This window comes from Streptomyces sp. NPDC048331 (genome assembly GCF_043201215.1).
In the GTDB taxonomy this organism is placed as follows: Bacteria; Actinomycetota; Actinomycetes; order Streptomycetales; family Streptomycetaceae; genus Streptomyces.
The window spans coordinates 1-19,103 of sequence record NZ_JBICYT010000004.1; the positions used below are offsets into that span (position 1 = coordinate 1).

Below are 19,103 nucleotides of genomic sequence, written 5' to 3' on the forward strand. Positions count from 1 at the left end.
ATCGCCGAGCGCGCCAAGCCCCGCAAGGTCAGCATCGGGGCCGGATCCGGCCGCAAGCAGATCTCCGGCTGAACCACCCCCCCAGCCGGTCGCGGGGGGGGGGGGGGGCGCGCCCCCCCCCCCCCCCCCCCCCCCCCCCCCCCCCCCCCCGGACAGGGGTACGGGAGCGGCGGTTCAGCGGCGGCGGGCGCGGGTGCGCTTCACCTTCAGCTCCTCGAAGCGCGGCAGGTCGCCGTCCCGGATCCGCCGCCAGGCCCGGCGGTAGAGCTCCGCGGCCGGTTCGACCGGCACCAGTACGCCCAGCGAGGGCCGGTGACCGGCGCTCAGGCCGTACATCGGGAGCTTCCACTGCTCCACCGGCAGCGTCGGGGAGGGCATCTCGGCCCACCCGCCGGGCAGGAACAGCGTGCGTCCCGCCCGGCTGCGGCCGGCCGTCACCACCAGGTCGGTGGCGGCCAGTTCGGCGCGGGCGGCCTTGATCCGGGCCGGCTTCCAGCCGGTCCACCGCGCGGTGTTGCGGTCGGTGGGGTCGGGCATGGCGAGCAGCATGAGGTAGACGGTGGCCGCGTCGGCGCCGATCCCGTGCCGGGTGCTCGCCTCCTCCACCACCTCGGGCACGGAGCGGCTCGGGTCCTGCGGCCACCAGGTGCCGTCCGCGGTCACGGCGCCGGCCGCGGGGGCGCCGGGGTCGGCGAGCAGCTCGGCGAAGCGCGGGTCGTGGGTGGTGCGCAGCGCCGCCTCGGCGGCGGAGGGACGCTGGTCGTCGCCGCGCAGCACCGGCAGGTACGGGTCGGAGCCGGTGGAGTCCAGCAGCGCCGGGCGCACCGCGGGCTTGGGCTGGTCGTCGTGGGTGGCCATCACGACGGCGCCGTAGCGCTCGTAGCCCTCGCCGGTCTCGGTCGGGGTGCCCGCCGCCTTCCGGAAGTCGGGCAGGCTGGTGTAGTGCCCGATCTCCAGGAGCAGTTCGGGCGCGGCGAGCCGCTGCCGGACGGCGGTCAGCACGGGCGGCAGGGCCGCTCGTACGGGATCGCCCGCGGGCAGTCGGTGGGCCAGCCAGGACGCCATGGCCACCGTTCCGCTCAGGACGGACACGGTGAAGAGGCCGGTGGCCGGCTCGGCGGGTTCCACGTGGTCGCCCTTCACCGTCCAGGGCACGTCGACCGAGAGCTCGGGCGAGGCCGCCGGGTCGAGCAGTGCGGCCAGGGCGCGGTGCGCGGGCCAGGAACCGCCCACGGCGCGCGCGGCTTCCGTGGCCAGCCAGTCGGGGACGGGGGTACGGCGGCCCACGCGCCGGTTCCAGAGTTCCGCGGCGGCGGCGACGTCGGGACCCTCGCTCCACAGCTTCGCCGGATCGGCGGGCAGCAGGGCCGCGACGACGGCGCGTCGCAGCTCGGTGTCGAGGGCCTTGAGCTCGTCGCGGGCGTACGCGGCGTCGGTGGCCTTGACCCCGAGGGCGGTGCGCAGTTCGGGGGTGAGGAAGTTGCGTTCGTGGCTGTCGACGCCCGGGAACCCGGCGATCACCAGCCGGGCGAGGGCGCCGGAGACTCCGGTGAGCTCGGCGAACTCCTCCGCGGCTGCCGGGTGGAAGGGCACGGGGCCGTGCTCGGCGGCCGCGCCGAGGAACGCGGTCAGCCAGTCGGCGCCGCGTTCGCGGTCGCCGAGCGGGGCGTCGCCGCGCACGGTGTAGGGGCCGGGGACGGTGAACCGGCCGGTGGGGTCGTACAGCAGGGCGCCGAACTCGTGGCCTTCGGGCACGGAGGCGCTGTGCTCGGTGAGCGCGAGGACGCCTCCGCCACCCAGCGGCAGCAGACTGCGGTGGTGGACGTTGCGTTCGCCGTCCGGGGTGACCAGGTGCTGCTTGTCGAGGTGGAGCAGGACCCGGCGCCAGCGGTCGGCGGAGCCTTCGGCCGAGGCCAGGCCGAGGCGGTCGACGGCGGCGAGCAGGGTGAGCAGGCCCTCCCGTTCCTCTTCGGTGGGCGCGACGGTGACGGCGCGGTAGGCGACGGCCGCGGGCTGGTCCAGGAGCGGGGTCCAGGTGAAGGACCAGTACGGGAGCGCGGGCGTGTCGAAGTGCAGCAGGCCGGGCACCGGGGCGTCGTCGGTCCGCGTGCGGGCGGCGGCGAGTCGGCTCAGCGTGTAGTGGGCGGCGTCGCTCTCGCCGCCCCAGCGGTAGTAGCCGGAGCCGATGAGGCCGCTGAGCCCGTCGGCGATCAGCCGGTCGCCGGGACCCTGCTCGCGCTCCTCGACGGGGGTGGTGTCGGGGTGGAGCCGGGCGGCGATGTCGTCGAGTGCCTTCTGCTGGGTGAGGGTGAAGCGCAGGACCTCGACGACACCGCCGATGATCTTGGGGGCGGTGATTCGGGGCAGGGCCGCGCTCACCAGGTCGGGCAGGTCGGCGGCCTTCTCGGCCGCGGCCGCCGTCTTGAGGAGTGCGGCCACGGTCTCCCGGTCGACGGCGCGCAGGACGGCCGAACCCTCGGTGTCGCGGGGGCGCAGGGCGTACCAGTGCGTGAGCGGCGGGAGGTCCACGCTGCCGGTACCGAAGGCGGAGCGGTGGTTGTGGCCGTCGCGCGACCGGGCGGTGAGCACACCGTCCGGGTCGGTGATGCTCAGCTGCCGCCATTGCTGGGACAGCGCGCGGGGCCGGTCGTCGCCGGGGAAGACGAGGGCGGCGACGGGCATGTCGTGGCCCTCGGGGACGACGACGGTGCGACCGCCGGTGTCCGTGCCTTCCCAGCCGTTGTCGCGGACGCTCACGGTGCGCCAGCCGAGCAGGCCGTCGGTGGGCTCGCCGAGCACGGAGCCGGCCACGGTGGGCGTCGGCCGCAGCCGGTTGGAGTATCCGCCGCGGCGGCCGGTGGCGGCGTCGGCGCGCAGCGCGTCGGCGAGGAAGGCGGGCAGGGAGGGTCGCCCGTAGGTCCCGCCGACGGGGTCGTACTCCAGCCAGCCGGTGTCCTCCTGCTGGTCGCGGCGCTGCCACACCCAGTACGAGGTGCCGTCGGACAGCAGGGGGCGCTCGTCCGGCAGCTTGGTGTCGCCGCGGTGCAGGACTCCGCCGCCGGTGGCGCGCCCGCCGCCGGGGAGCGGCAGGGTGAGGTGGTCGCCCCGCAGCGACCAGTGGTTGCGGTCGGTGTCCAGGGTGAGGACGTTGCCGGGCGAGTGGTGCCAGTAGCCCTGCACTCCGTCGGTGCTCCAGGAGGACCAGAAGACGAGCAGTTCGCCGTCGACGTAGTGGAAGCCGTAGTTGTACGAGTTCCCGGTCGGCACCCGCAGGTCGTGCGTGAGGACGGTGGACTCGGCGTCGATGACCCGGACCTGGGTCCGGTTGGCGACGATCAGGTACGGCCAGGCCTCCACCACGGTCAGGGCCTCCCGGCCCTGACCCGGGGCCAGTTCGGTGAGGGCCTCCTCCCAGGAGGGCCAGGCCAGCTCCTCGAAGAGGCCGCCGCGCAGGGTACGGGCGAGGGTTTCGGCGAGGTCCACGGCCGCGGCGGCGGCCACTTCCTCGGGGGCGAGTTCCAGGGCTTCGGTGGGCAGCCACTTCAGGCGCGCGATGGCGTCGGGGACTCCGGGCAGACCGGCGGCGGTGGAGGCGAGGGCGACCTCGCGCATCCACGCGGCCAGCAGCGGGCGACCGCCGGGCGAGGCGGCGACGGACCGGACGACGTCGGCGCAGCCGTCGCCGAGGTTGCTCAGCGCGCGACGGAAGGCGGGGTGGAAGCGCTGGTCGGCGCCGATGGCGAGCAGATCGCGGCGTCGGTCGCCGTCGGCCCACTCGGACAGGTTGAAGTGGTCGTAGCGGTGGCGCCGGCCCTCGGCGCCGGCCTCCGGGTCGATGACCGGGACGTCGAGGGCGAGGAGCAGGTCGAGGAGGTCGGCGTCCTCGACGCCGATCCGCAGGCCGGTCTCCCGCTCGGGGCGGTCGAGTTCGGTGCGCAGCCGGTCGGCACAACGCTCGACGAGGTCGAGGAGGAGCGGGAGCGTGGGGCGCCGGCCCCAGCCGGAGTGGCGGGCGGCGTGGAAGCGCTCCAGCCAGCCGGCCGTGCCGTCGGCGCAGCGCTGCTCGGCGGGCAGGTCGCCGTCGGCGAGGCCGGCCGAGGCGCCGGACTCGTCCAGGATCTCCAGCCACAGGGCGGTGAACTCGCCGCCGTCCCCGCTGGGCGGAGTGAGTCCGAGGAGGGTGCCGCGGACCGCGGGAACGCGGTGCGCGAGGGCCACGAGGGCGCCGCGGTGTGCCTTCCACCAGCCGAGCGCGGCGCGCAGGGTGGCGGGCAGGGGCAGCAGTTCGGCGAGGTAGTCCTGCTCGGGTTCGGTGCCGGTCAGGCCCGCGGCGCGGGCGAGGCGGCGCAGTTCGGCGGCGGCCTGGGCGGAGGGCGCCAGCCCGCCGGCGGTGCGGCGTACGCACAGGCGGCGGAAGCGCTCGTAGGCCTCGGCGGGGGTGACCCGGGCGGCCAGGGCCTTGCCGTAGCCGGTGAGCACCTTCACCGGCAGGGCGCCGACGAGGGCGAATTCGAGGAAGACGGCGTCGAGGCGGTCCTCGTCGATGTCCAGCCCGTACTGGGCCTCGGCGGCGCGGGCCTTCCCGAACAGCTGGGCGGCGTAGGTGGTGTTCTCGACGGCGAGGAAGAGGCGCGCGGCCTGCTCGTGGAAGAGGGGCAGGAAGTGCGGGACGGACGCGGCGAGCCGGCCGGCCAGTTCGACGCAGGCGTCGAGGGCGGCCTTGGGCTTGGTCTTGGCCTGGCGGGCGATCCGGTCGAGTTCGGGGACGACGGCCAGGGCGTGGTGGCCGTCCTCGGGGTGGTGCACGAGGACCCATTCGGGGAAGCCGAGGGCCTGGCGCCGGCTCAGGCCGACGACGGGCGCCTCGCCCTCGTCCCGTACGAGTCCCAGGAATCCGGCGGCGAGGTCCTCGGCGGCTCCCAGTTCGGCGGGCGCGAGCCGCACGACGACACGGTCCTCGCCGAGGCCGGGGTGGCGGTAGGAGCGCGCGGTCAGATCCACGGCGTCCGGGCCGGCGCCGGTGGTACCGGGCGGCAGTACGGCGCCTGCCTTGAGCAGCAGTTCGGCCTTGTTCATCTCGATGTCTTCCTGGTTGGTGCTCACGCGTCCCCGCCCTCCTCGATCGTCCGCCCGGCGTACAGCGCCGCGGCCATCCGCATGCCTTCGGACCAGGCCACCGGTCCGACCTCGGTCAGGCGTACCGCCCGGCCGTCCTCGTCGTGCCAGCTCAGCGCGCCGGTGGTCGTCCCGTCCTCGTAATAGGGTTCGCCGATCCACACGGCGGCCTCGGCGGCGGACCCGGAGTCCCGGACCTTGCAGGTGGCGTAGCCGCCGGAGACCCGGTAGCCGAGGCTCGTGGCCCGGGCGGCGAGGCTGAAGCGGGTGGGGAAGGACCCGCCCGCGTAATCGCGGACCTCGGTGGCGGTGGCGGCGACCTCGGCCGGCTTGTGCCAGGTGGCCCGGTGGATCTGCTCCACCCGCTGGACGATGCCCAGCTCGGCCGCGAACTCCCGTACGTCGTCCAGGTCGGGCAGCAGCACCGGGTGCGGCAGGGTCACCGTGCGCGGGGAGAGCCGTACGGTCTCGCCGTCGAGGTTGACCACCTTCAGCTCGCCGGAGGCGGTGGCGTCCCGCAGGAAGCCGACTTCGTCCGGGTCGTCGCCGACGACGGCCACGTCACGCAGGGCGCTCTGCCAGGCCTCGTCCGGCCAGACCCGGGCGAGCAGTTCGGTCGGCACGGGCAGCGAGGAGACCATCCAGCTGTCGACCTGTGCGGCGCAGGCCGCCTCGTGCCGGTCGAGCCATGCGGCCAGCCTGCGCAGCCGGTCCACCTCGGGATGGTCCTTCAGGGCCTTGGGCAGTGTCTTCAACTGCCGTCCCGCCGTCCGCCCGGTGGCGGACCTCGCCGCCACCCGTCCCTCCACCAGGGCGATCTCGTACCCCTCGCCCGCCGCCAGCCATGCCATCAGCCGTGCCCCTCCGCCTGTACCGTTCCGGTTCCGCGCAGCCTTGACAGGGGGGAGCCGACCCCCCTGAGCTGCGGTATGTCGGGAGACTAGCGAGAGCCACTGACAACGGCCGCCGGAGGGGCCTCGGTAGGTTGATTGTCCGGTTCTGGGTAGGGTTTCCGGGACAGCGTGCGGAGCGGTACCGGCTCGGGGTGGGGTTATGGGACGTCAGATACGTGTGTCGGGTGCGGTGCTGGTGGCGCTGCTGCTGGCCGCCGGCACGGGGTGCTCCGATCCGGCCGCGCCGGGCGGCGGGGACCCGAAGGCGTCCGCGCCCGTGGGATCGCCGTCCACCGCGGCGCCGAACGCGCCGAACGCACCGGGCGGTGGTGCCGAACCGGCCGGTGGGGACGTCCTGCCCGGTATGGTCAGCGCCGCGGTGGCGCGCACCCAGTTGGCGGCGCTCCAGGTGGCGCCGGTCGGCACGATGGCGGGCTACAGCCGGGACAAGTTCACGCACTGGGCGCAGCAGGGCAACAAGTGCGACACCCGTGAGGTGGTGCTGAAACGGGACGGCACCGAGGTCACCCAGGACGCCGAGTGCAAGGCCGTCTCCGGCAACTGGAAGAGCCTCTACGACGGGGCGGTCGTCACCGAGGCGGGGAAGATGGACATCGACCACATGGTGCCGCTCGCCGAGGGCTGGCGCTCGGGCGCGGCCGGGTGGGACTCCGCGCGGCGCAAGGCCTTCGCCAACGATCTGACCCATCCCCAGTTGCTGGCCGTGACCGCGGCCTCGAACCGTTCCAAGGGTGACCAGAGCCCCGACCTGTGGCAGCCGCCGGACAAGGCGAGCTGGTGCCGGTACGGGCGGGCCTGGACCACCGTGAAATCCACGTACGGACTGACCGTCACCGAACCGGAGAAGAAGATGCTCGCCACGATGCTGGACACCTGCGCCTCATGACGGAACCGCACCGGTGGCAGGACGAGGTGCTCGCCGGGCCGGGCGGCGCCATGACCGACGAGGTCGGCGTGATCACCGGCCCGCTGACGCTGCGCACCACGGTGGTGGCCGGGGGCCTGGTCCGGTTCGACGTCCGGTACAAGGACGCCGACGAGTGGTACGTGCTCACCGGCAGCCCCCGGGCCCACCACGACGCCCCGGCGGCCCTGCACACCGCCGCCCTCGCGGCGATCCGCGCGGGCGGCGGGGCCGAGGCGCCGGGAGGCGACCCCGGCTGAGGCGCGGGGGGTCAGAGGACCACGATGCCCAGGGGCCGGGCGCCCGCCGCGAGCCGGCGGGTGGTTCCGGTGTCGAGGTCGACGACCGTGATGCCGTTCCAGTAGCCGTCCCGGGTGTAGCCGCCCGTGACGTAGGCGGTCCGGCCGTCGCGGGAGACGGCCACGTCCTCGTGCGGGCCCTGGAGCGGGTGCACCCGCTCGGTGCCGTCCGGAGAACGCACCGTCAGGGAGGGGCCCTGGCCGTCGCCCGGCCGCACGGGGCCCGTGCCGACCACCAGGAGCCGTCCGTCGGCCGTGGTGGCGGCGCCGTGCTGATGGGTGTCGGCGGTCATGGGTTCGATCCGGGTCCGTCCGGTGCGCGGGTCGACCACCGCCGGCCGCTCGCCCTCGAAGGGGAGCAGCAGTTGTCCGTCGGAGGGGCGCACGACGCCGTGGTGCGGCTTCAGCCAGGAGCCGAGGCCGCCCTCGGTGCCGTAGGGGGCCACCTCGATCCGGCGGGGGCGGAGCGAGTCGGCCGCGACGGCGGTGACGTCGAAGGAGTCGTGTCCGGTGACGTAGACCTCGGCGCCGTCCGCCGACACGTCCACGTCGAAGGGGCGCCTGCCCACCGGCACGACGGCGGTGACCTCGCTCCTCGCCGTGTCGAGGACCTCCAGGACCCCTGTGGTGCCGGGGACGTTGACCCCGACGTAGGCGTGCGCGCCGTCGGGCGACAGCGCGATGCCCATCCCGCCGCCTCGGTACTCGCCGTCGGTGACCGGGCCGGTGTCGGTCCGGTACGGGATCCGGGCCACCCGTACCCGGGTGCGCGTGTCGACCACGGCCACGCCCTCGGCGGTGGCGACCCACGCCCGGCCGTCCGCGCCCAGGGCCGCCCCGTACGGGGCCCTGCCCACGGTGACCTGGGCGACCGTGCCGCGCTCCGGGTCCACGAAGGAGACGGTGTCGGCCCCGAAGTCGGCGGCCAGCAGCAGCCCCTGCGGGGTGGGGGCGGTGGCCGGCAGCGGGGAGGCGGCGGAGGGCGCCGGGGTGGGCGACGCCGACGGCGCGTTCCCGGCGCAGGCGCCGAGCAGCAGGGCAGCGGCCGTCGCCACGAGGGCGCCGCGGGTACGGGTACGGGCACGAGGGCGGGTACGGGCGCCCCTCGTGCGGCGGTTCATCGACCGGACCCGGTCGCCGCGGTGTCGGCCGCCGCCTTCAGTGTCCGCGCCATGCCGTCGAAGCCCCGGCGGGCGGCATGCTCGTACGCGGTCACCCCCTCGTGGTCGGGCAGCAGCGGATCGGCGCCCGCCGCGATCAGGGCGGTGACGACCTCCTCGTGGCGCGGGCCGCCGTCGCCGAGGATCACCGCCTCCAGCAGGGCGGTCCAGCCGAGCCGGTTGACGTGGTCGACGTCGATGTCCGTCTCCTCGATCACGGCGCGCACGTACGCGGTGTGCCCGCGCTCGGCGGCCGGGATGAGGGAGATCCCGCCGAAACGGTTGCGCTGCTTCAGGTCGGGTCCGGCGGGCAGCAGCACCCGCATCATCCGCACACTGCCGGTGACGCCGGTGACAAGCCAGGGGCTGTCCTCCCGGGAGTCCGGGGCGTTCGGGTCGGCTCCCGCGGCGACCAGCAGTTCGGCGACGGCCACGTGGTCGCCGAGCGCGGCGAGCAGGAGCGGCGTGCGCAGTTCCTCGTCGCGGGCCTCCACGGCGGCGCCCGCGGCGAGCGCCGCGCCCACCGCCGCCGCGTCACCGCGGCGTGCCCCGTCGAGGAGGAGTCGGTCGTGCGCGTTCATGGTGTCCCTCTCGGCTCCGGGGCGGGGAGGGCCGGGTACGTCCTCCCGCTCCCCCGGTCCATGGTCGCCGCGCCGCGCCCACCGGCGGGTCCGACCGGCGGCCGGAGCCCGCGAGCGGTCCGGTCGACCCGTGGGTCGACCGATCGGCTGATGCGGCCGCGCCCGGCTCACCGTCCACCGATCACCGTTGGCCGTCGTAAGGGGGTGTCACGCACGCTATTGCGTATCACCCACACGAGTTATAACCTCTCACAATCGATTGAATATCTATCGTTCAGTAAGGTCCGCCCACGGAACGCCCAAGGGGAACTCCATGTTCGGCACACTCCGCACCGGCATCCGCACCACCCTGGCCATCGTCCCGCTCGCCGTCGGCCTCCTCGCCACCACCGCGGCACCCGCCGGGGCGACCGTCGACCCTCACCCCCGGCCCTCCCTCACCTGTCGCGGGGCCGGCGTCGACCCGGACGCCCGCGTCCGGTACCGGGCCGAGATCGTCATCGACGCGCCACTGCGCACGGTCTGGAATCTCCAGACCGATGTGGAGCGCTGGCCCTCCTGGCAGGCACCCGTGACGACCGCGGAGCGCCTCGACGGCGGCCCGCTCCGCCGGGGCTCCGCCTTCCGGTGGACCACCCCGGTACCTCCGAACCCGACTCCTGCCACCAGCCTGGAGATCACCTCGACCGTCGAACAGCTCGGGCACCACGCGTGCATCCGGTGGACGGGTCCCGCGACGGGCGAGGGCCTGCACATCGACGGCGTCCATGTGTGGAACTTCGCGAGGACCCGCGACGGCGGCGTCCGGGTGAGCACCGAGGAGACGCACACCGGCCCTCAGGTCGACGCCGACGTCCCCACCGCGACCGCCATCCTCCGCCAGGGACTCGAAGGATGGCTGAGCGACCTGAAGGTCACCGCCGAGGCCCGCACCCACCACCAGCCGCACTGACCCACGGCGCCGGATCCGGCGCCACCGCCCTCGCGGTTCGGGTTCACGCGCTCACCGGGGCGGCTCGCACCGCTGAGGAAGCGTCACGGTCCCGGGCCGGTGCTCGAAGGTGTCCATGACCAACCACTCGTCCAACTCGGGGTCGTAGAGGTTCTGGACACCGAACTGCAGCACCTGCCAGAACGTGCCCCGATCGTTCTCGTCGACGTAGATGTCGCCCAGCGCGAGCGGCAGGCGCGGGTGGTTCCCGGGGGGCAGCTCCGGGAAGACCACCCCCACCCGCCAGTGGTTCACACGCCGCTCCGGGGTGCGCCGCAGGGTCTCCCGCCCGACGAACCGGGCGTTCTCGAACCCCTCGTTCAGCTCTTCCAGATCGAAGCCGGGGATACGTGAGCAGGGATGCTCGTCCAGACCCGGCCATTTGTACGTCAGCGTGTAGAGCGTGTCGTGGTAGATCAGGTTGGTGAACCAGATCGGGTACTGCGGGCCGCCCGCGGTCATCTGGCTGTCGCCGTCCCTCCCCTCCCAGGTGAACGGCACGGTGATGTCCAGGTCCCGGACGATCCACTTGCCCTTTCCACGGAAGTCACGGGGCAGGCGGGGCGGAGGGGGCGTCGAGGTCGGGGAGGCACCCTGCGCCACGGCCACACCCCCGAACGGCGGCACGGTCCCCGTCCGAGGCTGGGCGCCGACCGGGGCCCCCGCCGCCAGGACGAGGGTCACCACTCCGGCAAGAGCGGCCGATACGGCCTTGCGACGTGCGCCTTTCCAACCCATGGTCTCCCTCGGATGTCGCGTCGGGCGCCGGCGCGGCGCGGCTTCGATCACGGCGATGCGGGGACACCGTCCCCGGAATGACAGATTCCGAAACCGTCGGTCGCGGGGGGCGCACCGGCGCTGGGGACCTGCCGGTGGTCGCTGGAACGGCCGCGTCCACCTGGTCGGCGGCGGCAACGCCGGAGCAGTTGGGGGCCATCGGAACCACCGTCGCACTCGGCAGCCGTGACCCCGCCGAGGCCGAGGCGGCCATGGCCTCGATCCGTGCGCACGTGGCCGGGGCGCGGGTACGGGCCGTACGGCTCGACCTCGCCGATCTCCCGTCGCTCGGAACAGTGGCGCACGCCCTGGACGTGGCGCGCCTGGACCCGGTGGTCCACGACGCCGGCGTCGCGCTCGAGGTCCCGCCGCGCAGGGTGACCGAGCACGGTCGCGAGCTCATGTTCGGCACGAACCGGATACTTCGCCTCGGCCCGGTGGCTGAGGCTCCTGCTGTCGGCCGCGCCGGCGGCCCGCGTCGTGACCGTGGGCACCTTCGCGGCGAAGTCCGAGCGGCTCGACCCGGACGATCCGGCAGTCCCGGAAGGACCACCGGCCCAAGCGCGCCTACGGACGCTCCACGCCGGCGCAGATGTACTGCGCCGCCGGGGTACGACCGGCCACGGCCCCCGCGGTGAACCGATGTGGCACCACCTCGTCGACCCGTCGGTCGCGGCGCGGTGGTGGGGCGCGAGCTGTGCCCTGACCGGCGTGGACCCCGGCGCCGCCTTCGGGTGAGCGCTCACGGCCGCACGGGCACCGGCAGGCTCAGGCCTCGTACTCCGTGAGGTCGATGCCGTGGACCCGCACCGCGGTCCCGTACCGGGGATCGGTGGTGTCGCGCTCCTTCACCATGCCCAGCTTGCGGATCACGTTCTCGGAATCGGTGTTGCTCAGCCGGTTGACCGCGACGACCCGGTCCAGGCCGCGGTCCTGGAGCGCGAACTCCAAGGTGGCGTGGGCGGCCTCGGAGGCATAGCCCTGACCCCAGTACTGGCGGCCGAGCCGCCAGCTGATCTGTACGTCCGCCCGAGCGTCCGGCAGGTTCTCCAGGACCGACAGCCCGACGGCACCGATGAGCTCGCCGGAGCCGAGGAGCTCGACGGCGAAGAGCCCGAAGCCCTCCTCGTCCCACTCCTCTTCCCAACGCTCGATCTCCCCGGCCGTCTCGTCCAGGTCGAGGGTCTCGCCCTCGGCGATCCAGCGCATCACCTCCGGGTCGGCGTTGATCTCCGACAGGGGGACGAGGTCGTCGTCGGTCCAGCGGCGGAGGAGGAGTCGGGGGGTAAGGATCTCGGTCATGCCCCCATCCTGCCGAATCTGCGCCGACCAGCGGTAATCGGCCGTTGCGGCGGTGTCTCGGGGGCGCGGACCTCGCCGCGGGCAGCTCCCCGCCACCCGCCCCTGGTCCCGTACGGCGGCGGTGCGGCGGCGGTGCCGCCCGGGCCGCGCCCGTCGCCGACCCGGTGCCGCGCCCCCTCGGACCACTGCCGTCCGAGCTGGTCCGACCGGACCCCCGCGGCCGCCTGTCAGGGGGTGTGGAAGCGGACCTCCGGCGCGTCGGGGGACGGGCCGTCGAGCACGGGCTGCGGGCTGCCTCCCAGGTGCTGGTCGAAGAAGGCGACGACGTAGCGCCGGGTCAGTTCGACGGAGCGGGCACCGGGCAGCGGGGCCTCGTCGTCGGGCAGGCCCAACTGTTCCGCGATCGCCGGGAAGTCGGTGAAGGTGAAGTGGCCGGAGTCGGCGAAGGTGATCCAGCGCTTCCAGCCGTCGAGCAGCGGCCAGTCGCGGTCCCAGCTCGCGTTGCCGCCGGGGCCGCGCTGCTGTGCGCCCAGCAGCATGAAGGGGCGACCGCCGAGTCCGGTCGCGGGCACGGGGGTGGAGAAGCCGCCGTCCATGTTGACCCCGGCCCGGATCCTGGGGTCGGCGGCCATCGCGGCCGCGGTCGAGGAACCGCCGATGGAATGGCCGGCCATCGCGATGCGGCTCTTGTCGATGAGTCCGGCGTGGCGCCAGACGGGGCTGCGTCCGGTGAGGCGGTCCAGGAGGAAGGAAACGTCACGGGACCGGGTGTCGCTCACGGTCCGGTAGCCCGCCTCGTCCTGGACCTTCTCACAGGCCAGGCACCGCAGTACGCGCCCTCCGGGGAAGGCGGTGCCCACGCTCTCGTAGGCGTGGTCCACCGCGGCGACGACGTAGCCGCGGGATGCCAGGTCCTCGGCGAGCGCGGTGAGGGTGGCCCGGTGGACGGTGAACCCCGGGGAGAGCACGATGAGCGGGTACCGCCCGGCGAGCGGGCGGGCGCCCGACCGGTCGTGGGTCCGTGTGCCGGTCAGGGTCTCGACCGGGATCACCTGGTCCAGCCCTCGATCGACGAGCAGCAGGCGGGCTTCCTCGGAGGTGAGGTAGCGGGTGGTGCGGCCGGTGTCGTGCCGCGCCGGGTAGCGCATGGTGACCATGAGCTCGCGCGGACCGGAGCCGGCCCAGGGGTCCGTGCGGCTGCGGTCCACCAGGTGCAGGTCCTCCCGGCCCACCGCGAAACGGCCGGTGGGGCGCGGGAGTTCCACCGTCGTGCCGTGACTCTCGGGGCCTGCCGCCGGGCGCCCGGCGACGACCACGGAGGCCTCCGCCGCGAACGAGGTGCCGGCAGTGGCGAGCGGGAGCGGCAGCAGGAGGGCGAGAAGAGCCACGGAGGCGGCGGTTCTGCGGCTCGGCAGAGTCATGGGCTTCATCGACTTCATGGACGTCATCGACTTCATGAACGTCACGCTATGCGCGGCATCTTGGCGGATCGTCAGCTACGAGAGCGATCCGCCGTCCGACCCCGGGCGGACGAGGATGCTCCCCGTCACTCCTGAGTATGACCCACGCTGATCGCGTCGAGTTTGCCGCGCAGGTACGTGTGCGAGTCGACGGGGTCGTGCACCACCCGGCCGACGGGGGCGGGCAAGGACTCCACCCGGGTGTGCGGATCGCATTCGTAGAAGTAGACGAGGGAGAGCAGTTCCTCCGCGGGGGTGTCGGTGGGCGGCGGCAGCACGCGGTGGCGGCCCGCGCGCCAACGGTCGCCGGTCCAGCGGGCCATCAGGTCACCGATGTTGACGGTGAGCGCTCCGGGGTCGAAGGGCGCGTCCTGCCAGCCGTCGGCGTCGGTGTGGATCTGGAGCCCGCCCGCGCCCAGCTGCCGGTCGAGGACCGTGACCGTACCGAAGTCGGTGTGCGCGCCGATACGGAACTGGCCGGGCAGCGGCGGCCCGAGGACCTCGGTGCCCGGGTACCAGTTGAGGTTGAACCCCCAGGTGGGGTGTGAGGTGTGGCGGGTGAAGTGGTCCTCGCCCAGGCCCAGGGCGCCGGCCAGGAGCTCCAGCAGCTCGTCGGAGAGGCTCCGCATCAGGCGCAGGTACTCCGTCACCAACGGTCGCAGTCGCGGTACTTCGGCCGGCCAGATGTTGGGCAGGAACCATTCGGCGTCCACGGAGGGAACGCCGGTGGGCTCCTCGGCCGCGAACGACCAGGATTCCTTGAGGTCGGGTGGCGAGACCGTCCCCTCGGCGTAGCTGTTGGCCTCCGCCCCGGGGCCGAGCCAGCCCCGGCCGCCGACCGTGACGGCGTACGGGGTCTTCGCGCTCGCGGGCAGCCGGAAGAACTCACCCGCCGCCTCCCGGATCCGCGCGGGCAGCGAGGGGTCCACGCCGTGCCCGGTCACCAGCAGGAAGCCGGCCGCGCGCAGCGCCTCGTCCACGCGGGCGGCCGTTCGGGCGCGGGCCTCGGGTCCGCCGGACCGCCACGGCCCGAGATCGATCACGGGAATCTGGGATCCGGCCATGCGAGACCTGCCTTCCGGGGCTGCGGGGCGTCCGGGACCGAGGTTATCGCCGTGCGCCACCGGCCGGGATCGACACGGAGCGTGATTCTCGGACACCTTCTGTGCGCATTCACCCTTGTCATTCGCGAGGATCCTCCCGAGAAGGACCAGAATGAGGCGGAGGGTGAGCGGGTCGTCAGGGACGGAGCGAGTGGTGGAGATTTCGACGAGGGAAGTCTTCGGGGCACCGTGCTGGGTGAGCCTGATGACGCGCGACCTCGGTACGGCCCAGCACTTCTACGGTGCGGTCGTGGGCTGGAGGTTCCGCCCGACCCGCCTCGGCGAGGCGTTCTCGGTGGCCTTCCAGGGCCGGGACCCGGTGGCGGGCATCGGAGCACTGGCCGCGGACCTGGGCGTCGCGGCGGCCTGGACCCCGTACTTCGCCGTCGACGACGCCGATGTGGCGGTGGACCGGATCCGGGAGCGGACGGGCACGATCGCGGTCGGCCCGGTCTCCTTCGAGTCCGGCGGCCGCGCCGCGCTCGTGGCCGACCCGGACGGCGCCGTCTTCGGGATCTGGGAGGGCAATGTGGAGGCGGGCTGGCGGGTGGGCAGGGGCCCGTCACCCGCCTGGCTGGAACTGCGCACCAGGAACGCGCTGGACGCGGCGATGTTCTACGGCGCGGTGCTGGAGTGGGCCACCGGCCGAGCGGGCTGCTGCGAGGTCTCGTACGAGGAGGACCAGGTCGTCCTGCGGCAGGACGGCGAACCCGTCGCCCGGCTGAACAGCGGTCCCGTGGAGATCGCCTCCTACTCCCCCCACACCCGGCCGCGCTGGCACGTCCACTTCCGGGTGCCGAAGCTCCGGCCGGCGATGGAGGCGGCCGTCTCGCTGGGTGGGCGGCCCGTCTCGGACATCACCTCGAACGCGGTGGAGCGCTGGGTGACGCTGCGCGACCCGGACGGGGCCCTGTTCACCCTGACGACGGCCCTCGGGTCGGACACGGACTGACCACCCCGTCGGTCGGCCGTGGTCGTGGGGGCGACTCACACTCGGGGACGCTTCGAGATGCGGGCGCACGGCAGTCCTGGTTCGCTGAATCCGCCCGCTCTCCCCCACAGATCCAGGAGCGAACATGAGCGTTTCAGGTGAGTCCCGCGGCCGGTCCCAGCAGATGCGCGCCAAGGCCAAGGAGCTGAACGACGCGGCCGAACGGTCCACCGACCCGGAGGAGCGCCGCCGGCTGAAGGAGAAGGCCCGCCGTCTCCAGGAGCAGAGCGAGCAGGAGGGCCGTATGGACGACCGGGGCATGGACCCCATGTAGCCGTCCCCTCCCGCACACCCGCGCACCGGCCGGTGTCCGCCGCGACTTCCTGTCGCCGCGGCCACCGGCCGGCGCGCGGCCACCGGCCGGATCGAGCCGTCCGGGACGTGTGTCAGAGCATGATGAGCAGACGTGTCCTGGCCTTGAGCTTCCGGTTCACCGAGCGGCTCTGCACGTACACCTCCAGCTCGGGATTGCGCCCCGCCTTCACGGAGACGGTCCCCTGGATGCCCGTGCCGAACAGGAGAGTGCGTGCCGCGTCGCCCGTGTACGCGCGATCGGTGTCCTTCTCGACCACGACGACTTCCTTGTCGGGCTGCACCTGGACCCGGGTGCCCAGCTGGTAGTAGCAGGAACCGCGTTCATAGGTCACGCCCGGATGCGAGTCGACGAAGGACCGGATCTCGACCTCCTCGTCGACCTTCAGGAGCCGGTACTTGTCGGCCGGGACCGGCTCGAGGTTCGCCCGTACGTCGTCGACCGAGAGGTCCTGTCCGACCGCGAACAGGTTCTTCGTCCCGCGCACCCCCTTCTCGCGGCCCCGGAGGAAGCTGGTGGCGGCGGCGCGGACGGTGCCGATCGCCTCCTCGACGCCTTCCCGCGAATCCGCGTCCCAGATGGCGATGTTGCCGGCCGGGAAACCGTAGTTCTGGGCGGTCCGCTTCGCCAGGGAGTTCGGGACGAGGATCGCGGAGGTCCAATGCTCCGGTAGCGCACCCATCTTCGCCGCGATCTTGTCGAGCCACGGCCCGAGGATGGTCATGTCCCCGTCGTGCCGCCGGTCCCCACCGGAGGCGTTCTCCTCGCCGTCCGTCACCACGATCTGGAGGAAGCTGTGTTCGCCGTACTCCTCCCAGATGTGGCCCAGGTCGTCCAAGGACTTCAGCGAGGCTTCGATGAGGGCGGTCGCGCCGTTGTTGACCTTGTAGAGACCCCGCATGGACGGGAGATGCTTCACGTCCATGTCCCAGACCAGGTTCTCCACCTTGTGGTCGAAGGAGTAGAGGCTGATCCGGGTCTCGTGCCCGAGACTGTCCGACTCCGCCTTCAGGCCGGCCACGAACTCGTCGACGACACGGACGAGTTGCCCCTGGTGCTGCCGCATGGACCCCGAACAGTCCACAACCAGCGCGACGTGGTTCACCTTGTGCTGGATCTTGTTTGCGGACATGACTCTGCTCCTTCTCCGAAGCTCCCCGAGTGATGTGTTCACACTAGGAGGGGCCACTGACATCGATCCCTGATGCCGCGCCGCCTCGTCGGACGTCCGGCAGCCGGGCCCGGCCCGGTACGGCGACGGTCCAACGATCGTCTTTTTCGGAATGAAGTTCAGGATGCACATCCTGGAAGACCTGTCCCCGCTCTCCGAGCGTGCACAGGAACTGTTGCGACGTACGGGCCGACAGGAAGAACCGACTCGGTTCGGGCTGCCGATAGAACTCTGGCGCGTGCGGGACCGTACGGGGACGCAGGACACCTGGGATCCCCGGGACACGCTTCGCCACACGCTCGTGCCGTCTCGCGGTGAAGCCGGTCACCGCCGGGTACAGGACGTCCTGGACCGTTCGCGATGACCGGCTCACCGGGGGACGGCGGACCGGTTACCGCGTCTTGGGTTTGGTGGCCGGCCGCGGGCGAGGTGCCTCCACCGGCTTCTTCTGCGGCGGAGGCGACTTCGGCGGATAGCTCGGTGGCAGCTTGGGCCCCTTGGCCTCCGAACCGGTCAACTCGTCCTCCTCGCAGCGCGGAACAGCGGCCGGCACCGTCGTGGCCACCGGTGGGCAGGGTAACCCGTAGCCTTCGCTCGCCCGCACCGTTCGGGGGTCTCGGAGAGGACCCTCAGAGTCGGACGTTCCAGTCGACCGAGGAACGCAGGGTGCGCTTCACCTTCGGATCGCGCACCGACGGGGTGCGGTCCTCGGCGGTGACCGTCAGGCGGTGGGTGCGGAAGTCGAAGAGCCACAGTTCCGCCACCGAGACCTCGGTACGACCCTCGAAGCGCCTCAGCTCCCGGCCGTCGAGGTACCAGCGGACCACGGGCTGGCGGCCCTCCGCTCCGGCCAGCTTCGGTACGGAGGCCTTCGCCGTGTGGCGCAGCCGCAGGGTGCGGTCGGTCGGGGTGAGCGGGGTGACGATCCGGGCGTGCTGGTAGAAGCCGGCGATCATGGACTCGACACCGGGCAGGTTGAAGGGCTTGCCCAGGACCCGCATGAGGGAGTTGTCGGTGGGCCGGTACAGCCCGGTCACGAAGTAGTTGCCGCCCTCGTACGCGCCGACGGTGCCGCCGTCGGGCGATTCCTCGCCGAGCCAGCGGTACCACTTGGCCCGCTGCGCGGCCATACGGTCGGCCGGCAGGGCCGAGCTGTTGGATTCGCCGGGCTCGGGGCCGGTGTACTTCTCGTACTCCGGGACGCCCGGGTAGAAGTACTCGTCGGCGAGCTTGCCGAGCGAATGCCCGGTCTCGTGGATGGCGACCTGGCCGGACTTCGGGTGGCCGGCGGAAGCCGTCGATATCCCCTCGTACCCGAGGGTGGCGCTGCGCTCGTTGTAGCCCGCTCCGCCGTACTTCGCGCTGTTGGCCAGGACGATGACGAGGTCGGCGGCGGGCGCCTTCGCCACGTACGTGTCCACCTTGGGCTGGTCGACGCAGAGCAGCCGCTCGATGTCCTCGCACCAGAAGTAGGAACCGAGGGCGGTGTCGCGGACGGTGGCCGGGTCGGGGTCGCCGGAGACTCCCGACTCGTGCGAGACGGCGTCGACCGTCCAGACGTTGAAGAGGTTCCGGTACGTGGTGTAGGGCTCGACGGCGGTCACCTCGGCCCATTTCTGCTCGGCGTCGGCGTGGAACCGGTCCAGCTCGGCGGCGGTGTATCCGTCGCCGATGACCACGACGTCGAGGCGGTCGGTGGTGGAGCCGTTGTCGATCATCTTGGTGACCTGGCCGTCGGCCGATCGCTCGGCCGGGGACGGCCGACCCGTGGCCTTGGCGGGGCTACCGGCGGCCGGTACCCGGGCGTGACCCGATCCGGCGTCGCCGCCGTGCTCCGGCCCCGGTATCTCGACCTCCACCCGGGGGCCCGTCGCGGCGCCGGCGGCATCGGCCACGCCCACGGGTCCGGCGGCCACCAGCGCGGCGGTCGCGCAGATCGCCGCTACGGCCCCGCGCAGCGCCGCTCGTCTCGCGGAGCGTCTGACCGGATTCATGAAGTCCTCCCCGAGGAACGGAAGTTAA

General features: G+C 73.1%; 16 protein-coding genes and 1 pseudogene. 6 read left to right on the top strand and 11 right to left on the bottom strand.

Translation table 11 applies throughout. From position 1 onward, the window contains the following. Window positions 1–174: 174 nt before the first annotated feature. Both ACGFYY_RS08045 and ACGFYY_RS08050 read right to left on the bottom strand, forming a co-directional pair. Window positions 175–5,103, bottom strand: a complete 4,929-nt coding sequence (locus ACGFYY_RS08045; protein WP_393707646.1) for a DNA-binding protein — start codon at window positions 5,101–5,103, stop codon at window positions 175–177. Beyond that, window positions 5,100–5,966: a DUF4132 domain-containing protein gene (locus ACGFYY_RS08050; protein ID WP_393707647.1), complete on the bottom strand. Its 867-nt coding sequence runs from the start codon at window positions 5,964–5,966 to the stop codon at window positions 5,100–5,102. The genes ACGFYY_RS08045 and ACGFYY_RS08050 overlap by 4 nt, the downstream gene beginning before the upstream one ends. 202 nt (window positions 5,967–6,168) lie before the next feature. On the opposite strand from ACGFYY_RS08050, the gene ACGFYY_RS08055 reads away from it, so the two are divergent. Both ACGFYY_RS08055 and ACGFYY_RS08060 read left to right on the top strand, forming a co-directional pair. Then, the gene (locus ACGFYY_RS08055; RefSeq protein WP_393707648.1) at window positions 6,169–6,915 is read left to right on the top strand and encodes an HNH endonuclease family protein; all 747 of its coding nucleotides are present in this window, start codon (window positions 6,169–6,171) and stop codon (window positions 6,913–6,915) included. Further along, window positions 6,912–7,193: a hypothetical protein gene (locus ACGFYY_RS08060; RefSeq protein WP_393707649.1), complete on the top strand. Its 282-nt coding sequence runs from the start codon at window positions 6,912–6,914 to the stop codon at window positions 7,191–7,193. The genes ACGFYY_RS08055 and ACGFYY_RS08060 overlap by 4 nt, the downstream gene beginning before the upstream one ends. An 11-nt stretch (window positions 7,194–7,204) precedes the next feature. Here the strand turns inward: ACGFYY_RS08060 and ACGFYY_RS08065 are convergent, their stop codons facing one another. Together ACGFYY_RS08065 and ACGFYY_RS08070 are read right to left on the bottom strand one after the other, a co-directional pair. After that, the gene (locus ACGFYY_RS08065) at window positions 7,205–8,353 is read right to left on the bottom strand and encodes a hypothetical protein (RefSeq protein ID WP_393707650.1); all 1,149 of its coding nucleotides are present in this window, start codon (window positions 8,351–8,353) and stop codon (window positions 7,205–7,207) included. Continuing rightward, window positions 8,350–8,973, bottom strand: coding sequence for an ankyrin repeat domain-containing protein (locus ACGFYY_RS08070; RefSeq protein ID WP_393707651.1), 624 nt, complete (start codon window positions 8,971–8,973; stop codon window positions 8,350–8,352). The genes ACGFYY_RS08065 and ACGFYY_RS08070 overlap by 4 nt, the downstream gene beginning before the upstream one ends. A gap of 313 nt (window positions 8,974–9,286) precedes the next feature. Here ACGFYY_RS08070 and ACGFYY_RS08075 point away from each other — a divergent pair, with 313 nt between their 5' ends. After that, window positions 9,287–9,925 carry an SRPBCC family protein gene (locus ACGFYY_RS08075; protein WP_393707652.1) on the top strand — a complete coding sequence of 213 codons (639 nt, stop codon included), beginning with the start codon at window positions 9,287–9,289 and terminating at the stop codon, window positions 9,923–9,925. A 51-nt stretch (window positions 9,926–9,976) separates the two neighbouring features. On the opposite strand, the gene ACGFYY_RS08080 is transcribed toward ACGFYY_RS08075, so the two are convergent. Beyond that, window positions 9,977–10,702: a hypothetical protein gene (locus tag ACGFYY_RS08080; RefSeq protein WP_393707653.1), complete on the bottom strand. Its 726-nt coding sequence runs from the start codon at window positions 10,700–10,702 to the stop codon at window positions 9,977–9,979. A gap of 77 nt (window positions 10,703–10,779) precedes the next feature. Between ACGFYY_RS08080 and ACGFYY_RS08085 the strand changes: the two are divergent. Then, window positions 10,780–11,336 (top strand): annotated as a pseudogene (locus ACGFYY_RS08085) (short-chain dehydrogenase); the annotation flags it as partial. Between the two features lie 173 nt (window positions 11,337–11,509). Here ACGFYY_RS08085 and ACGFYY_RS08090 read toward each other — a convergent pair. The 3 genes from ACGFYY_RS08090 to ACGFYY_RS08100 all read right to left on the bottom strand — a co-directional run bounded on the left by ACGFYY_RS08090 (window position 11,510) and on the right by ACGFYY_RS08100 (window position 14,567). Then, window positions 11,510–12,043 carry a GNAT family N-acetyltransferase gene (locus tag ACGFYY_RS08090; protein WP_393707654.1) on the bottom strand — a complete coding sequence of 178 codons (534 nt, stop codon included), beginning with the start codon at window positions 12,041–12,043 and terminating at the stop codon, window positions 11,510–11,512. A gap of 227 nt (window positions 12,044–12,270) precedes the next feature. Next, on the bottom strand, window positions 12,271–13,500 hold the full coding sequence (locus tag ACGFYY_RS08095) for an alpha/beta hydrolase family protein (RefSeq protein ID WP_393707655.1): 1,230 nt from the start codon (window positions 13,498–13,500) through the stop codon (window positions 12,271–12,273). Window positions 13,501–13,589: 89 nt separating this feature from the next. Beyond that, window positions 13,590–14,567 carry an isopenicillin N synthase family dioxygenase gene (locus tag ACGFYY_RS08100; RefSeq protein WP_393707656.1) on the bottom strand — a complete coding sequence of 326 codons (978 nt, stop codon included), beginning with the start codon at window positions 14,565–14,567 and terminating at the stop codon, window positions 13,590–13,592. 244 nt (window positions 14,568–14,811) lie between these two features. Between ACGFYY_RS08100 and ACGFYY_RS08105 the strand changes: the two genes are divergently transcribed. Further along, window positions 14,812–15,558, top strand: coding sequence for a VOC family protein (locus ACGFYY_RS08105; protein WP_365267409.1), 747 nt, complete (start codon window positions 14,812–14,814; stop codon window positions 15,556–15,558). Between the two features lie 124 nt (window positions 15,559–15,682). Further along, the gene (locus ACGFYY_RS08110) at window positions 15,683–15,871 is read left to right on the top strand and encodes a DUF6381 family protein (protein WP_030718106.1); all 189 of its coding nucleotides are present in this window, start codon (window positions 15,683–15,685) and stop codon (window positions 15,869–15,871) included. Between the two features lie 112 nt (window positions 15,872–15,983). Here the strand turns inward: ACGFYY_RS08110 and ACGFYY_RS08115 are convergent, their stop codons facing one another. The 3 genes from ACGFYY_RS08115 to ACGFYY_RS08125 all read right to left on the bottom strand — a co-directional run bounded on the left by ACGFYY_RS08115 (window position 15,984) and on the right by ACGFYY_RS08125 (window position 19,075). Next, the gene (locus ACGFYY_RS08115) at window positions 15,984–17,042 is read right to left on the bottom strand and encodes a vWA domain-containing protein (RefSeq protein WP_365267405.1); all 1,059 of its coding nucleotides are present in this window, start codon (window positions 17,040–17,042) and stop codon (window positions 15,984–15,986) included. A 430-nt stretch (window positions 17,043–17,472) separates the two neighbouring features. Next, the gene (locus ACGFYY_RS08120) at window positions 17,473–17,646 is read right to left on the bottom strand and encodes a hypothetical protein (RefSeq protein WP_393707657.1); all 174 of its coding nucleotides are present in this window, start codon (window positions 17,644–17,646) and stop codon (window positions 17,473–17,475) included. 64 nt (window positions 17,647–17,710) lie between these two features. Further along, window positions 17,711–19,075 (bottom strand): M64 family metallopeptidase, encoded by a 1,365-nt coding sequence (locus tag ACGFYY_RS08125; protein ID WP_393707658.1) that lies wholly within the window; start codon window positions 19,073–19,075, stop codon window positions 17,711–17,713. Window positions 19,076–19,103 lie beyond the last annotated feature (28 nt).

Coding starts and splice junctions, on each gene's coding strand:
- ACGFYY_RS08100 (WP_393707656.1), bottom strand. CDS start 14,567: ATGGCCGGATCCCAGATTCCCGTGATCGATCTCGGGCCGTGGCGGTCC.
- ACGFYY_RS08095 (WP_393707655.1), bottom strand. CDS start 13,500: ATGAAGTCGATGACGTCCATGAAGTCGATGAAGCCCATGACTCTGCCG.
- ACGFYY_RS08075 (WP_393707652.1), top strand. CDS start 9,287: ATGTTCGGCACACTCCGCACCGGCATCCGCACCACCCTGGCCATCGTC.
- ACGFYY_RS08060 (WP_393707649.1), top strand. CDS start 6,912: ATGACGGAACCGCACCGGTGGCAGGACGAGGTGCTCGCCGGGCCGGGC.
- ACGFYY_RS08050 (WP_393707647.1), bottom strand. CDS start 5,966: ATGGCATGGCTGGCGGCGGGCGAGGGGTACGAGATCGCCCTGGTGGAG.
- ACGFYY_RS08070 (WP_393707651.1), bottom strand. CDS start 8,973: ATGAACGCGCACGACCGACTCCTCCTCGACGGGGCACGCCGCGGTGAC.
- ACGFYY_RS08125 (WP_393707658.1), bottom strand. CDS start 19,075: ATGAATCCGGTCAGACGCTCCGCGAGACGAGCGGCGCTGCGCGGGGCC.
- ACGFYY_RS08080 (WP_393707653.1), bottom strand. CDS start 10,702: ATGGGTTGGAAAGGCGCACGTCGCAAGGCCGTATCGGCCGCTCTTGCC.
- ACGFYY_RS08115 (WP_365267405.1), bottom strand. CDS start 17,042: ATGTCCGCAAACAAGATCCAGCACAAGGTGAACCACGTCGCGCTGGTT.
- ACGFYY_RS08110 (WP_030718106.1), top strand. CDS start 15,683: ATGAGCGTTTCAGGTGAGTCCCGCGGCCGGTCCCAGCAGATGCGCGCC.
- ACGFYY_RS08105 (WP_365267409.1), top strand. CDS start 14,812: ATGACGCGCGACCTCGGTACGGCCCAGCACTTCTACGGTGCGGTCGTG.
- ACGFYY_RS08055 (WP_393707648.1), top strand. CDS start 6,169: ATGGGACGTCAGATACGTGTGTCGGGTGCGGTGCTGGTGGCGCTGCTG.
- ACGFYY_RS08065 (WP_393707650.1), bottom strand. CDS start 8,353: ATGAACCGCCGCACGAGGGGCGCCCGTACCCGCCCTCGTGCCCGTACC.
- ACGFYY_RS08090 (WP_393707654.1), bottom strand. CDS start 12,043: ATGACCGAGATCCTTACCCCCCGACTCCTCCTCCGCCGCTGGACCGAC.